This is a genomic window from Salegentibacter agarivorans, assembly GCF_900113135.1.
GTDB lineage: Bacteria > Bacteroidota > Bacteroidia > Flavobacteriales > Flavobacteriaceae > Salegentibacter > Salegentibacter agarivorans.
On sequence record NZ_FOOH01000013.1, the window covers coordinates 18907 to 34763 of the forward strand.

The 15857-nt window shown below is 38.1% G+C and carries 10 protein-coding genes and 1 tRNA gene; 6 read left to right on the forward strand and 5 right to left on the reverse strand.

Going from position 1 to position 15857, the window contains the following annotated elements:
- Positions 1–74: 74 nt before the first annotated feature.
- The 4 genes from BM084_RS10775 to BM084_RS10790 are packed head-to-tail and all read left to right on the forward strand — an operon-like array spanning position 75 to position 5366.
- On the forward strand, positions 75–1355 hold the full coding sequence (locus BM084_RS10775) for a sugar isomerase (protein ID WP_093304696.1): 1281 nt from the start codon (positions 75–77) through the stop codon (positions 1353–1355).
- Positions 1356–1368: 13 nt separating this feature from the next.
- A complete protein-coding gene (locus tag BM084_RS10780) occupies positions 1369–2757 on the forward strand; it encodes an FGGY-family carbohydrate kinase (protein WP_093304698.1) in 1389 nt (462 codons plus the stop codon).
- Between the two features lie 5 nt (positions 2758–2762).
- Entirely contained in the window at positions 2763–3911 is a 1149-nt protein-coding gene (locus BM084_RS10785) for an alpha-hydroxy acid oxidase (protein ID WP_093304701.1), read from the forward strand.
- A gap of 54 nt (positions 3912–3965) precedes the next feature.
- A complete protein-coding gene (locus tag BM084_RS10790) occupies positions 3966–5366 on the forward strand; it encodes a purine-cytosine permease family protein (RefSeq protein ID WP_093304703.1) in 1401 nt (466 codons plus the stop codon).
- Positions 5367–6302: 936 nt separating this feature from the next.
- Here the strand turns inward: BM084_RS10790 and BM084_RS10800 are convergent.
- Together BM084_RS10800 and mce are read right to left on the reverse strand one after the other, a co-directional pair.
- Positions 6303–6379, reverse strand: a tRNA-Ile gene (locus BM084_RS10800).
- Between the two features lie 85 nt (positions 6380–6464).
- Positions 6465–6905: a methylmalonyl-CoA epimerase gene (gene mce, locus BM084_RS10805; protein ID WP_075325407.1), complete on the reverse strand. Its 441-nt coding sequence runs from the start codon at positions 6903–6905 to the stop codon at positions 6465–6467.
- 427 nt (positions 6906–7332) lie between these two features.
- Between mce and rbfA the strand changes: the two genes are divergently transcribed.
- Together rbfA and BM084_RS10815 are read left to right on the forward strand one after the other, a co-directional pair.
- The gene (gene rbfA / locus BM084_RS10810; RefSeq protein WP_037318333.1) at positions 7333–7728 is read left to right on the forward strand and encodes a 30S ribosome-binding factor RbfA; all 396 of its coding nucleotides are present in this window, start codon (positions 7333–7335) and stop codon (positions 7726–7728) included.
- A 1-nt stretch (position 7729) separates the two neighbouring features.
- Complete coding sequence (locus BM084_RS10815; RefSeq protein ID WP_093304708.1) at positions 7730–8935, forward strand: ABC transporter permease; 1206 nt, start codon at positions 7730–7732, stop codon at positions 8933–8935.
- Between the two features lie 242 nt (positions 8936–9177).
- Here BM084_RS10815 and dusB read toward each other — a convergent pair whose 3' ends face one another.
- The 3 genes from dusB to BM084_RS10830 form a co-directional block, all read right to left on the reverse strand.
- Positions 9178–10170: a tRNA dihydrouridine synthase DusB gene (gene dusB / locus BM084_RS10820; RefSeq protein ID WP_075325405.1), complete on the reverse strand. Its 993-nt coding sequence runs from the start codon at positions 10168–10170 to the stop codon at positions 9178–9180.
- Positions 10171–10364: 194 nt separating this feature from the next.
- Entirely contained in the window at positions 10365–12770 is a 2406-nt protein-coding gene (locus tag BM084_RS10825; protein ID WP_093304710.1) for an outer membrane beta-barrel family protein, read from the reverse strand.
- 127 nt (positions 12771–12897) lie between these two features.
- On the reverse strand, positions 12898–15846 hold the full coding sequence (locus tag BM084_RS10830; RefSeq protein WP_075325403.1) for a serine hydrolase domain-containing protein: 2949 nt from the start codon (positions 15844–15846) through the stop codon (positions 12898–12900).
- Between the last annotated feature and the right edge of the window lie 11 nt (positions 15847–15857).

A 15857-nucleotide genomic window follows, 5' to 3' on the forward strand; every position in this document is an offset into this window, starting at 1 on the left:
AGATAATCAAATAAAAAACCTCATAGATTTTATATCTCTGAGGTTTAATTTTAAAAGAAAATATCGCATAGGAAATGAAAATAACCACTGATAGGATTTCAGAATTCAATAAAAGCAATCATTCTTCTTATAAGACTGAACTTGATTTTCTTAAAAATAAATTTGTCAAAAAAGGAATTGATGCTGAAGAAATCATTTCAAAAGTAGCCGATTTCCAGGTAGCCATTCCCAGCTGGGCATTAGGTGCAGGTGGCACGCGATTTGGAAGATTTTCTTATGGTGGGGAGCCTTCTTCATTGGAACAAAAACTGGATGATATTGGTGTTTTGCACGCGCTTACCCAATCGGCTGGAGCGGTTTCTTTACATATTCCGTGGGATATTCCTAAAGATGTAAATGCCATAAAGGAGAAAGCCCAAAGTCACGGGATTGTTTTTGATGCAATGAATTCCAATACCTTTCAGGATCAACCCGATGCAAAAGAAACTTACAAATATGGTTCCTTAAGTGCAGTAAATGATGCCTCGAGAGATTATGCTGTTCAGCATAACCTGGATGTAATTAAAATAGGGAAAGAATTAGGTTCAAAAAGCCTTACCGTATGGTTGGCAGATGGGGCTAATTTTCCAGGACAAAATAATTTTCAAAAAGTATTACAAAATACAGAAAACAGTTTAAAAAGCATTTACGGTAAAATGCCTGAAGACTGGAAAATGTTTATTGAATACAAACCCTACGAGCCTAATTTCTACAGTACCGTTATTCAGGATTGGGGCACTTCTTTTATGCTTGCCAACGCTTGTGGGGACCGTGCCCATACATTGGTTGATTTAGGACACCATCTACCAAACACCAATATTGAACAAATCGTAGCCACTTTAATGCTGAAGGGGAAACTTGGAGGTTTTCATTTTAATGATAGCAAGTATGGCGATGATGATATTACCGTTGGTTCCATCAAACCATATTCTTTATTTCTTATTTTTAACGAATTGGTATACGGGATGGAAAACAATCCGCAAAACCCGGATTTGGCCTGGATGATAGATGCCAGCCACAATACCAAAGATCCGCTGGAAGATCTGTTGCAATCCCTTGAGGCTATATTAATTGCTTATACTCAGGCGCTTTTAGTAGATCAAAAAGCTTTAAAACAAGCTCAGCAGGGAAACGATGTTGTTACCTGCCAGGAGATTCTACAGGACGCCTATAGGACTGATGTTCGTCCTATTATAAGAGCAGCCCGGGATAAATCTGGCGCCGCCTTAAATCCTTTAAGTGCCTATCGAAATTTAGAAGTTCGAAAAAATCTAATTAAAGAGCGAGGAACAAAATCAATAGCAACCGGACTTTAAAAAGGATTATAAAATGACAAAAGTTAAAGTAACCGCTGTTTTTGATATTGGTAAAACCAATAAGAAGTTCTTTCTTTTCGACAAGAATTATAAAGAAGTTCTCCGTGAATATAAGCGTTTACCAGAATCTAAGGATGAAGATGGTTATCCGGCAGAAGACTTAGTGGAACTTCAAAACTGGATGAAATCTATTTTTGAAACAATTCTGGAGAAAGATGAATATAATGTAAAAGCTGTGAATTTCTCTTCCTATGGCGCCAGTTTTGTTCATTTAGATCATAACGGCAAAGTGCTTACACCCCTTTATAACTATACAAAATCGATTGAAAAATCGGTAGCTGAAGAATTTTATAAAAAATATGGCGATGAATTATCTATTGCAACCCGAACCGCATCACCACAGTCTGGATTTTTAAACTCCGGAATGCAACTATACTGGCTTAAAAAAACTAAGTCTGAACTATTCAGCAAAATAAAATATAGCCTTCATCTTCCGCAGTATTTATCTTATTTATTTACCGGTATTCCGGTAAGTGAATACACCAGTATTGGCTGCCACACTAATTTGTGGGATTATAATAAAAAGGATTATCACGATTGGGTTTATAAAGAAAATATAGATAGAAAATTAGCTCCTTTAGTGCCAACCTCGGCGAGTATAAATACTTCCTATAAAGGTCAGAAGTTAAAAATTGGGGTAGGTATTCATGATAGTTCTTCAGCATTGCTGCCTTATATTCTTAGTAAAAAGAAACCATTTTTATTGTTATCTACCGGAACTTGGAGTATCGCTTTAAATCCATTTAGCAAAGATGAGATTACCAGAGAAGATATAAAACATAACTGCTTAAATTATCTTCGGGTTGATGGAAAACCGGTAAAAGCATCTCGATTTTTTATGGGTAATGAATATAGGTTGCAAGTAGAAAAATTAGGTCAATATTATGGAAAGGAATATGGTTATCATCGCGAAGTTAAATTTGATAGAGAACTTTATTTAAAATTGATTGAGAGTCCTTCTATCTATTTTAAATTTGAAGGTATTTCTCTTCAGCGTAAAAAATTACATAAAACTGATCTTGAACCATTCAAAACTTTTGAAGAAGCTTTTCATCAATTGATGATCGAGTTAATGGAATTGCAGATACAAACGATTAGAAAAGCCATAGGAAATTCTGAAATCAAAACGATTTACATCGATGGTGGATTTACAGATAATGATGTTTTTATGAAATTAATGTCCCATCATTTTAGTGAATTCAAAGTTCTTGCTACTCAATCTCCCTTAGGTTCAGCCCTTGGTGCGGCTATGGTAATATCAAATAAAAAAGTGAAGGCTTCCTTTTTAAAGGAGAATTACCGCATGAAGAAACTTGTACCTTTATTACTCAACCAAGACTAAAAATTATGGCTTTTCCTTTTAATACTGAATATCCATCTATTGAATCCCTGCGGGAACGTGCGAAAAAAAGAATGCCTGGATTTGCCTTCGAATATCTTGACGGTGGATGTAATGAAAATATAAATATTCGCCGTAATACCGATGAAATCAGAGAGATTCAGCTGAAGCCACGATACCTTAAAAATTACAATACCTCAAAACTTGAAACCGAACTATTCGGGATAAAATATGATGCCCCATTTGGGATTTCTCCCATTGGGTTGCAAGGAATGATGTGGCCTAATGCTCCGGAAATTCTTGCAAAAGCATCTTTAAAGCATAACATACCATTTATTTTAAGCACGGTAACCACAACAAGTATTGAACGGGCCAGTGAGCTTACAGAAGGCCGCGCCTGGTTTCAATTATATCATCCTACAGAGGAATGGTTACGAGATGATATTCTAAAACGTGCTCACGCTGCCGAAGTTCCTGTCTTAGTGATTTTGTGCGATGTGCCAACTTTTGGTTACCGTCCCAAGGAAATCAGGAATGGTCTCGCAATGCCACCACAAATGAATTTTAGGAATATTCTGCAGGTTATGGGAAAACCGGCCTGGGCCGCCCAAACTTTAAAACTTGGTCTTCCCAATTTTGCTACGATGAAACCTTATATGAAAAACGGAATGAGTATTAAGCAGTTGGGAAAATGGATGAACGCAACATTCTCCGGTAGGCTTAATGAAGAAAAAATAAAGCCTTTGCGCGATTTGTGGAAAGGTAAATTAGTCCTAAAAGGAGTAGTTTCCGATGAAGATGCAGAAGAAGCTATCCGTCTTGGTTTTGATGGAATTATCGTTTCAAACCACGGGGGACGACAGCTGGACGCGGGAGAATCTACTATAAAACCTCTGGCTCATATTTCAGAAAAATATGGAGATCAAATAAGTGTGATGATGGATAGCGGAATTCGTTCCGGACCGGACATTGCCAGGGTGATGAGCAGTGGAGCCGATTTCAGCTTTTTAGGAAGATCTTTTATGTATGGAGTTGGCGCCCTGGGTGATAAAGGAGGGGATCATACCATTGCCATGCTTAAAATGCAGTTGCAGCAAGTTTTAGAACAGGTATGCTGCGAGAACGTAAAGGATTTACCAAGTTACTTAGTGAAATAGTAAACTGGATAGAAATTGAATAAATATAGACCATAAAACCCAACAATAAATAAAATGAGTGAAGCCCAAACTGAAACGGAAGTCTCAGGCGAATTTGAACGCCAAAGTGTACCCAAATCCAAATGGAAGGACTGGAAAAGTTTTTTGGGAATGTACGCCGGGGAGCATGCTGCCGGAACGGAATTTGTTATTGGACCATTATTTCTAACGACTGGCGTTAGTGCTTTCGATTTGATTGTAGGCTTATTGATTGGTAATTTTTTAGCGGTTTTGAGCTGGAGATTTTTAACAGCGGAGATTGGAACAAAATTTAGGTACACGCTATATTTTCATCTGGAAAAAATATGTGGTACTCGTTTAGTCACCCTTTACAACCTGGCCAACGGACTCTTATTCTGCTTCCTGGCCGGTTCTATGATTACTATTTCAGCAACTGCAGTGGGTATTCCCTTTGATATGCAAATGCCCCGTCTAACAGATACCATGCCCAACAGCTTGACCTGGATTATAATTGTTTTATGTATCGGTGCGGTTATTTCAGTTATTGCTGCCAAAGGTTATAATACCGTGGCAAAAGCGGCGAATTGGATGTCTCCCATCATTGTTTTGGCATTTATAGTTTGTGGAATTGTAGCTTTATTTCAACTTGAGGTAAATAGCTTTACTGATTTCTGGAATATTTGGGGGGAAGGTGGTGAGCCATTCCCCGGGCAGATAAAATATACATTTTGGCACGTAGTACTTTGGTCCTGGTTTGCCAATGCCGCGATGCATATTGGAATGTCAGATCTTTCTGTATTCAGATTCGCAGAGAAACCGAGCGTGGGCTGGACCACTGCGGGAGGAATTTATGTGGGTCATTATATTGCATGGATTGCCGCTTGTTTATTATATGCAGTTTATTTACAATCGCCCGAAGCTCAGGTTTTTGTGACCAATGGGGAAGCACCACCGGTAGCTCCCGGTCCATTGGCTTATAATGCGATTGGGGTATTTGGAATTTTAGCAGTAATCCTGGCCGGTTGGACGACCGCAAATCCAACTATTTATAGAGCGGGACTTGCATTTCAGGCAATTATGCCCAAAGCATCTACTTTTTGGGTAACCATCACTGCCGGCGCGGTTGCTACAATTGCCGGTTTGTTTCCTGCCTTCGCAATGAAATTACTCGATTTTGTGGCCATTTATGGTTTTATTCTCGCACCAATTGGGGCGGTTATCGTCTTTGAATATTTCTTCGGAAAAAAAGTAGGAATTCAAACCTTCTATGCTGAAAAAACCGGCATAAAATTTAACCAGGCTGTATTCTGGGCCTGGGCGATTAGTTTTGGTGTCTTTTATACGTTATCAGTTCAGTTTGATATTTTTCTCTCCTTCTTAACTTTACCCGCCTGGATATCTTGTGGAATATTATTTCTGCTATTTAGTAAATGGTACCAGAAAAATATGACGTAGAAATTTTAAGTGTTTTTTTTACGCTCAAATTTTTCACTATGAATTTTGAGCTGAAATAGAGGATCAATCTCAAAAGTTAAGGAGGAATTGAAGTAAAGTTTGATATTTGCAAAAAAATAGACTTGGATAATTACCTTGATTTAATAAAGAGTAAGAAAGAAATAGAGACCCTTCATCTCTATTTTTAAGAACGTAATATTCCCCCCAAAGAACAATTCTCCCAGGTTTTAATCTCAAACTTTCATAAGGAAAGAACTCTATTCAGGACTTTTCCTTGCGGGGAAGCACGGTATATCTCCGCGTAAAACGCTGAAGATGAACTAATAAAGATAACGGAGAGATCCCCCCAAAGAGATCGGAAATTAGTTGATCAGGGAACTCGTACGACCACACAGTTTGTTGCTATTTTAAAACAAATTAATCAATAATAAAGCGCTCCCTTTAGAGTCAACGGTAAAGAATTAAAACGGTAGAATAAAAATTATCTCAGTGAATTTAAAAAGGGGAAGGAAAAGAAACACGCCAGAGAATGGCTGGTTTTCCCTAGAACCAGTTAAGAGGTATTTTTAATGAAAACACGGAGGTTAAAATAGCTTACACCAAGCTGGTTCATTGGTATTGAGATGCCGAAGAGTCAGGCTTCAAAGCATATAATACCGCTAATTCCTTTGGTTTGAACCACAGATCCACCTTAAACTACTTCAAGACCAGAAATACAAATGCTTCTGCAGAATCTTTTAATGCCAAAAATAAAGCCTTTAGAAGTCAATTTAGCAGAGTGAACAATGTAGAATTCTTTCTGTATAGATTAACTATTATTTTTGCTTAAACACAACAATTAGGCCTGATTCAATAAAAGGCTTCCTAAATGTTGTACATATGTTGTACCCAAGAAGAAACAAAAAAGCCTTACATCTCTGTAAGGCTTGATTTTGTTGGTGGTCCCACCTGGGCTCGAACCAGGGACCCCTTGATTATGAGTCAAGTGCTCTAACCAGCTGAGCTATAGGACCAATTCAGGTATTTCAACAATACCCGAATTTTAGGAGTGCAATATTATGATATATTTTTAACTCCTGCAAGGTGAAATGCAATTTCTTAATTTCTTGCTCCTTCTCCTTTGGGGAGGGCTGGGGAGGGGCTTTTTTCCTGGCATAATTCTACCAAAACCCCGTGAGAACTTTTAGGATGCATAAAAGCCACCAGCTTATTATCGGCGCCCTCTTTAGGTTCAGTATTTATCAGCTTAAAACCTTCATTCTCGAGTCTGGCAATTTCAGCTTTAATATCATCTACCGCAAAAGCTATATGATGAATTCCTTCGCCGCGCTTGTCAATAAACTTAGCAATAGGACTTTCAGAGTTTGTAGCCGCTAATAATTCAATTTTACTTTCTCCAATTTTAAAGAAAGAAGTGCTAACGCCTTCACTTTTTACTGTTTCGGTTTTATAATGCTTACTGCCAAAAACCGCATTATAAGTGGCATTGGCCGCTTCAATATCCTTCACTGCAATCCCAATATGTTCAATTTTCTTCATTTTTCATTTTTTAAATAGATAAAGCAAGTTAAACTTCTAATTTTATATATTCAAAATGGGTAAACTTCTATAAATTTAAAAAGATAACACAACATCTTTACTACAATAGGTTAGGTAATACTTAGGTTGCTTTTGAATAAGTTCACTTTGGCCTATCGAAAATTTATCGTGAAATTTGAAGTGAAGTTTCCGTAAAATTTTAGGCTGTTTAAGCCAACATAAATTTTCATGTAAACAGCAGCTTAATTGGCGAGTTCTTAAAATTTAGATAAAGATTCGCAAGCCTAGATTTTTTTGGTTCGTTTTTTCATCAATGGAAAAAATGAACAAGTCAAATATTTAAGAATAGTATAATTCAAAATTAAGACTTGTACGCATAGTTTTTTACATTTAGGAGTATACCAATTTATTATAGTATTTTTGCCTTATGGAAGAGACAAACAGACAAAAGAAAATAGGAGGAGTTTTGCAACGCGATCTAGCCGATATCCTGCAAAAGAACCTTAAAGATGCCGGGAGAACAGGAGTGATTATTTCGGTCTCTAAAGTGAAAGTAACTACAGATCTTTCTATCGCGAAGGCTTATATCAGTATTTTTCCGCAAAAACACGCGCAGGAAGTTATAGAGGAAATAAACCTTGGCAAGTCTAAGATAAAACACGAAATGGCACAGCGCACCAAAAACCAGTTGCGAAAAATGCCGGAAATTAATTACTACCTGGACGATTCTCTGGATTATATAGAAGGTATAGAAAAATCTATTAAAGGCGAAGAAAACCCAATCACTGATCCCGATCTTCTGGAACGCCGGAAAAAATCTTAATTTGAAGTTCCCCTTCTACATCGCCAGGCGCTATCTTTTTAGCAAAAGCAGCAATAATGCCATTAATATTATTACCATTATTGCCGCCATAGGCGTTTTTGCAGGGGCTTTTTCATTATTTATCGTTCTTTCAGGGTTCGCCGGACTAAAGGATTTTAGCCTTTCGTTTTCCAATAAATTTGACCCCGATTTAAAAATTCTCCCGTCAAGCGGAAAAACCTTTCAGTTCCCTGACAACAAAGCCAATCAACTCGCTGAAATTGAAGGAATAGCCAATTTCAGTAAAACCATTGAAGAACGAATTTTTCTAGATTACCGAAATAAAAATCACACGGCTTTTATAAAAGGAGTTGATGACAATTTCCGGCAGGTCACCCAAATAGACAGTGCGGTTTCGGGCTCTTGGTTAACCAATAGTGAGGCCCAGGTGGTTGTGGGAAACAGAATTTCCCGAAAACTGGGACTTAGTATTTTTAATTACCAAAATCTTTTAAATGTAATGGTGCCACGCCCAGGAAAAGGGCAAATTACCGGTTTAAATCCAGGGCAGGCGTTTAACCAGGAAAAAGTGATTGTTAGCGGAATTTATAGTGTAAACGAAGAACTGGACGATAAATATGTATTCTCCAATCTTAATTTTGCCCGAAATCTTTTAGAATTAGATGAAAATACATTTTCTGCCATAGAAATTAAAACAACTCCAAATGCAGATACCGAAGCGGTAACCGCTGAAATAATAAACCTTTTTGGCGACGATATTATCGTAAAAAACAGGGCACAACTCAACGAGACTCTTTATAAAATGCTGAACACCGAAAATCTAGCGGTATATCTTATTTTTACGCTGGTTTTGATAATCGCACTTTTCAATGTTGCCGGTTCTATTATTATGGTGATACTCGATAAACGGGATAACATTAAAACACTATATAACCTTGGCGCTTCAGAAAGTCAGATCAAGCAAATTTTCTTTACCCAGGGAATCCTTATGACGATTACAGGTGGGGCCATTGGTTTATCAGCTGCAGTTTTATTGGTTTACCTACAACTACAATTTGACCTTGTTATGATCACTCCCAGCCTGCCCTATCCCGTAGCCATTACTTTTGAAAACATTCTAATCGTGATATTTACCATAGGAATTCTAGGGCTTATCGCTTCATTTATAGCGGCGGGTAGTAGTAGAAAAGCTTTAAAAGCGGTTTAGATTAAGCTTAGTGTTTCTGCCACGAATTCACGAATATTTTTCCAAAAAGCTCCCCTACTTTTTGAGGAGGGGAATGAATTCAGCGTAGCTGAAGAAAGGGGTGGTTGTACACCAACAAATAAGAACACAAAAATTCTGCAACATGGAACCCCTCCGGCCCACGGCCACCTCCCCTTGAAAATAAGGGGAGGAGCTTTTCATATTTTTCAAATGAATATTCGTGAATTCGTGGCTTAAATTGATTAAGCAAACTGGAAATCTGAAAAATCCCTTTCTACCTCATCAAAGGCGGCAAAGACATCTGCAGCATCGTCGCTGGTTACCATTTTCATGCGGTGTTCTTTGAAGTGGGGGATTCCTTTGAAATAATTGGTATAATGGCGGCGGGTTTCAAAAACACCCAGCTTCTCCCCTTTCCAGTCGATAGCCATTTGTAGGTGACGCCTTGCAGCATCCAGGCGTTCCAGCATATTTGGAGGCGGTAAATGTTCTCCGGTTTCAAAGAAGTGCTTTACTTCTCTAAAAAACCAGGGATATCCAATACTGGCGCGACCAATCATTGCACCATCGAGTCCGAATTTATCTCGCATCTCTACCGCTCTCTCGGGCGTATCAACATCGCCGTTTCCAAAAACCGGAATATGCATTCGTGAATTATTCTTTACCTCGGCAATTGGTGCCCAATTCGCTTCGCCCTTATACATTTGAACACGAGTTCTCCCGTGAATAGAAATGGCCTTGCAGCCCACATCCTGAAGTCTTTCTGCAACTTCAACGATTTTAATAGAATCGTTATCCCAACCCAAACGGGTTTTTACTGTAACGGGTAAATTGGTATGTTTTACCATGGCTTCGGTAAGGGAAACCATAAGATCTATATCTTTTAAAATACCGGCACCGGCACCTTTGGAAACCACTTTTTTCACCGGGCAACCAAAATTAATATCAATAATATCGGGGCCAGATTTCTCTACAATTTCTACCGATTGTAGCATAGATTCCAGGTTGGCTCCAAAGATTTGGATGCCTACCGGGCGTTCTTTTTCGTAAATATCAAGTTTCATGGTACTTTTCGCTGCATCGCGAATAAGCCCTTCTGAAGATATAAATTCGGTATATACCACATCGGCGCCCTGCTCCTTGCAAAGCGCACGGAATGGCGGGTCACTCACATCTTCCATCGGTGCCAACAGCAACGGGAAGTCTCCTACATCTATATTTCCTATTTTAGCCACTTCGGTTTATTTTGGAGTGCAAAAGTACAAAAAGCCCCCTAACCCCCAAAGGGGGAATTTAAGTCGGCTCTTCTATAAATCCTCATCCTGTTCCGAAGCTTCGGGATATTTCAGGATCTAACAAGATATAATTGTAGTATAGGCTTAAGAGCTGAAACAAGTTCAGTTTGACGGAATAAAGGATATCCGGCCTTTTATAACCTATTCCTTTCAACGGCGTCTATGCTGCGTTGGTTGTCTTCCAGTCTAAAGTTTCCGAAGTTATATTTAAATCCAACCCGCACATAGCGCATTTCTTCTTGCGCGAAATAGGAATTATCCTGGTTTAGATATTGCGAAGTTAACCTGGTATTGGTATTATTAAAAATATCGTTGATATTCAGGCTTAATTCTGCGCGATTATTCCATAAAGTTTTTCTTACTCCAAGGCTTAAAGTTGAAAACGGGTCAAAATTATAAGAACCGGTAATATAATCTGAAACGTAGGTAAAGCTTAAATTTCCTGAAAAAGTTCCGTCTTTTGACAGCGTAAATGAATTATACAACTGTCCAAAAACAGCATCAATTTCGTTGGTAACTTCTGCATTATTGCTTTCTACCGCTAAAAATGTATTCTCTTCGTGAAAAAGGGAAGCATATAATTGTGCATACCACCAGCCGGTAATTGATCTGCCGTGCAAAATGTCGAGTCCGTAGCTTTTACTTTCCAATAAATTGGCCTGCAACCTTCTAATGGTTAAGTTCTGATTGTCCTGAAAAGCTAAACTTGCAGGTGATCTTCCATTATCACGATAATACACATCGAAAAAATACTGCCCTAAAAGCGTATAATTCAGATTAATATTATTGCTAATTGCCGCACGTAAATTCGGGTTTCCGGCGTTAAAATCGTTTTCATTTAAAAAATATCTAAACGGGTTTAAACTTTCATAACGTGGGCGTTCAATTCTTCGGCTATAATCCAGCGTAAAACTATGATTATCTGAAGCTCGATATTGCAAATATGCCGTTGGGAACAATTCAAAATATTCCTGACGGTTTCGCTGATTTGTTGATAAAGACACTCCCAAAAGATCGGTATACTCTCCTCTTAAACCAACTTGCGCACTCCATTTTTCCCAATCCCTGGAGGTATTAATATAAACCGCAGAAACTGTTTCGTCATAATAAAAATCGTCTGAAAGATTATCATACAAATCGTCCAGGCTTTCTGCATTAGAAAAGTTGATCCCACTGTTAGAATTTATATTTGAAACCTTTGCCCCGGCATCGAAACTCATTTCGCCTAACGAACTATTAAAATCCAGTTGACCGGTAAAAATCTCTATATTTTGTCCCGAGGAAGTATTGAAATTGATATTTTGAACATTTTCACCGGCTGAATCAAAATAATTAGTGGCGACCTTTTGGTCACGCTCCTGGTTAAACCTGGTATAATGTGCCGCTGCCGAAAAACTACCTCCATTTTCAAGTTTATGGGTATAAGTTAGATCTAAGCCAATGTTATGTTCATCGGTACCAACCTCACTATCGGTCATAAAGTTTGAAAAAGCCGTATTTCCCTGTGTAGTAATATCGGTTCGCACCGAATTATCAAAAGTCTTGTCGGGTGAGAAAAAGAGGTTCGAAGAAAAACTTAGTTTATTTTTTTCATCGAAATCATAATCCAAAATCACATTCGCATTATGTGCCTGCGAGCGCGTAACTCTTTCAAAATCGCTTTCCCATCTTTGACCAAATTCTTCATTTGGACTAAAATTTATATAACTATCGTCTCGTTTTATCTCTTTCCGCGGACTAAAAGTATAATTCGCAAAAACGTTAAGCTTATCGCCTTTCCAATAGTGACTGGTTCCAAATTGGTATTTTGGAACAATTCCCTGCGTGTAAGCACCTTCTAAACTTCCCTTATAACCGGGTGAAATGGCAGATGTGGTATTGATATTTAGAATAGCACCACCTTCAGCTTCGTAACGTGCCGGCGGATTGGTAATCACTTCAATAGACTTTATATTTTCTGCCGAGTAACTTTGTAAAAGGGTTTGTAATTCATCTGCAGTAAGTTGCACTTTTCTGTCATTAATATAAACCGTAACTGAAGAATTTCTAACCTGTAATTGGCCTTGCGCTATAATCACCCCCGGGGTTTGTCTTAAAATATCCCAGCTGCTTCCACTGGAAAGCGTAGAATTTTCAACATCAAAAGTAATGCGGTCTATGCTTCGGGTAATTTTTGGTTTACGGGCGTTAATGGTTACTTCCTCTAAATTTGAAGCGCCCTCTTTTAAGGTAATCTTTCTTATTTTTTTATCTGAATTGACCGAAATTTGCTGAAGATATTCTTCATAGCCTACAAAACTTACTTTTAACAAATAATCGTTTGATGCAATTTCCTCAAACAAAAACTCACCATTATCTTCTGAAATAGTTCCCTTATATACCGATGTAGAATCTTCGGCATTTAATAATATAACATTCGCAAAAACAATAGGCTCATTGGTTTCGGTAACCAATTTACCCTGTATAGTGTGCTGGGCAATTAGAGAATTTGTAAATAAAAAAAGTAGGGTAACTGGAAGTGGGAAAAAAGTTTTGGTCATATATATTGAATGGTCTTTAAGGAAAAATCAAACAAATATATACTTTCTTAAATAAAATGTAAAAGTTTTAAAGAATCTATTCGCTAATTCAGAATTATTCTCAATGGCAGCAATAAGACTGGGAGATTTATTCTATCGCATCATACAAAACCTGCTGAATATTGGTTCTGGTATTTAATTGGTAAAGCCTTGTGTTTTCCCGTGAAGGCAAAACCCTGTTTGAAAGAAAAAGATAGAGTAAATCTTCTTCGGGATCTACCCAGGCGTAAATTCCGGTAAATCCGGTGTGTCCAAAACTGGCTTTGCTGGCATCTTTTGCAGTGTTGCTACTTTCTCCCTTGTATTCTAAATATGGCTTGTCAAAACCTACCCCACGGTGATTATCATTTTCTGGAAATTGTGCCGTACTCCATTCTTTTAAAGTTTCTTCTTCAATATAGCGCTCTCCGGCATATTCGCCCATGTTCAGGTACATTTGCATCAGTTTTGCCAGGTCGTTGGCATTAGAAAATAGCCCGGCATTAGCCGAAACTCCACCCATCATAATCGCACCTTCATCGTGTACCATCCCATGAATGGTTTTTTTTCTGAATAAATAATCGTGTTCTGTAGGTACAATTCTACTTTTTTCAAAGCGTTCCAGCGGATTATAACCTAGAGTTGTAGCGCCAAGTTTATCGTAAAAATTTTCATTGATATATTTTCTGAAATCTTCTCCACTAATTTCTTCAACTATAGAAGGAAGCAGGTAAAAAGTTAAACCCGAATATTTATATTTTGCCTCGTCTTCCAGCTCAGATTTCTTGATGGCTTTAAACATCTTCTTTTGGTAATTACGATGTAGCCAAAGATCTTCACTCACTTTAATAGGAAACCTGGCAGAAGAATCTTTCTTAAAAGTATACCATTTAAAGCTTCCATTTTTGCGCAAGGTGTTTTTCCAATAAGGAATCCAGGGTTTAAACCTGGCCTGGTGCGTTAGAATTTGCCGAAAAGGAACGCCCGCTTTATTCGAGTTTTTGAAGTACGGCAAGTAGTCATCTATCCCGGCCTCTAAATCAAATTTTCCCTCGTCCTGTAATTTCATTAAAGCCGGTAAAGCCGAAGAAATTTTTGTTACCGAAGCCAGATCGTACAAATCGGTTTTCTTAACTTTTATGGTATCGCTGTATTCGTGGTAACCGTAAGCTTTGTGTAAAACGATTTTCCCATCTTTAGCGACTAGAATTTGCCCTCCCGGCGTCGCTTTTTTTTTAATAGCTTCCTGCATTAAGGAATCTACACCGCCAAAAAGTTTTTCAGAATTCATCCCTGCATCTTCGGGCAGGGTATATTTAAATCTTATTTTTCCTTTAACATCCATCCCGTCTCCCGACTTGAATTTCTCACCAATACTCACCGGAAGTCTTCCGTTTGCTCCTACTCCACCAAAAATAAGTTGGGCTGCGAGGTCTTGTGTGGTTTTGGTATCCTGATAAGTTAAAATTAAACCGGCTGCATTTTCAATTTTATCCAGTTTATTTATGGAATATGGATTTTTAAAATAGCTGAAAATTGTAAGTTCTTTTGCGGCAAGTTCTGCAATGAAATCCTGTACAGGTTTCGAAAATTTCATGGTGTTTCTAGGAAAACGGCTATCGTCGTGAATTCCACCAATTACAAGGTTATATTCTGAAAGTTTTTCTTTGATTTTTTCGATTTCCGAAGCTTTTGCATCAGCTTTTAACTGAAAGTTTTTTACTTCGGTATATAAATTCAGCGTTTTCTGAAATTCGGTTTGTTTGGAAGCTCCAAAAGAGACTGAAGCTATCTTTAAAGTATCAAGCTTTCTTAAAGGCAGTATACTTTTTTCGTTTTTCAATACGGTGAGTGAAGCTTCAACCAGTTTTCTGTTAAGAAAGTTAGCTTCCGCTGTATTGATCTCTTTCAGGATATTTTTAGGACTTTGCGCTTTAAATTCATTCAAACCAACCCATTGTTTTACCGCCAGAATTTTTCTTACCCGTTCATCTAACTGTTTTTGAGAAATTAATCCTTGCTTAATGGCTTTATTTACTTCCTCAATAGCTTTTGGAACATCTTCTGTAAACTCTAAGAGATCGTTACCCGCTAAAATAGCGTCTTTATCTACAATCCCGGGTTCGTTTCCCTTGGTTACGCCTTTCATATTCATCGCATCGGTCACGATTAAACCTTCAAAACCTAAACTATCTTTTAAAATTCCGGTGATGATAGATTTTGATAAGGTAGAAGGAACCCCGGTAGAATCCAGTGCCGGAATATTTAAATGCGCCACCATTACGCCGCCAATCCCGGCGTCTATCAATTCTTTAAAAGGGTACATTTCTAAGGAATCCAATCTTTCAAAAGGATGATTTATCTGCGGAAGCGCATAATGGGAATCAGTATCGGTATCTCCGTGGCCGGGAAAATGTTTAGCTGTGGTTAGCAGATTCGCATCCTGCATCCCACGCATATAAGCGATTCCTTTTGCGGAAACATTTTCTTTATTTTCCCCAAAAGAGCGGTAATTAATCACCGGGTTATTCGGATTGTTATTTACATCTACTACTGGGGCAAAATTAAGATGAAGCCCCGTACGCTTTATTTGGCGGGCCACTTCCTGCCCTAAATCGTACACTAAACTATCGTCACGAATTGCACCGAGGGCCATTTGATAAGGATAACTAATGGTATTGTCCAGTCGCATTCCAAGTCCCCATTCGGCGTCAATCGCTCCCAATAATGGAACTTCGGAAGCTAACTGGTAATCGTTCATCAACTTTAATTGAGTTTCAGGATCACCCTGGAAAAATATTAATCCGCCAATTTTTTGTTCGTTAATCAGTTTTAGAATTTCTTCTTTATGAGCATTATCCCGGTTAGAATAAGCCGCCACCATAATAAGTTGCGCAATTCGCTCTTTTGGAGTAAGCTCTTGCATTATAGAGTCAACCCATTTGCTGTTGGTATATTGAAGAAATTCCGGAGATTTCTTAACCTTTTCCTGGGCCTGAAGTGTAAGCCCGAAAAAGGCCATTAAAAAAATGAATAAGCGTGATATTTTATTTCTCATTATTCAGCAAT

Excerpts from the sequence above, each read along its gene's own strand:
- rbfA (WP_037318333.1), top strand. The coding sequence starts at position 7,333 with ATGGAAGAGACAAACAGACAAAAGAAAATAGGAGGAGTTTTGCAACGC.
- BM084_RS10785 (WP_093304701.1), top strand. The coding sequence starts at position 2,763 with ATGGCTTTTCCTTTTAATACTGAATATCCATCTATTGAATCCCTGCGG.
- BM084_RS10790 (WP_093304703.1), top strand. The coding sequence starts at position 3,966 with ATGAGTGAAGCCCAAACTGAAACGGAAGTCTCAGGCGAATTTGAACGC.
- BM084_RS10825 (WP_093304710.1), bottom strand. The coding sequence starts at position 12,770 with ATGACCAAAACTTTTTTCCCACTTCCAGTTACCCTACTTTTTTTATTT.
- BM084_RS10830 (WP_075325403.1), bottom strand. The coding sequence starts at position 15,846 with ATGAGAAATAAAATATCACGCTTATTCATTTTTTTAATGGCCTTTTTC.
- BM084_RS10775 (WP_093304696.1), top strand. The coding sequence starts at position 75 with ATGAAAATAACCACTGATAGGATTTCAGAATTCAATAAAAGCAATCAT.
- mce (WP_075325407.1), bottom strand. The coding sequence starts at position 6,905 with ATGAAGAAAATTGAACATATTGGGATTGCAGTGAAGGATATTGAAGCG.
- BM084_RS10780 (WP_093304698.1), top strand. The coding sequence starts at position 1,369 with ATGACAAAAGTTAAAGTAACCGCTGTTTTTGATATTGGTAAAACCAAT.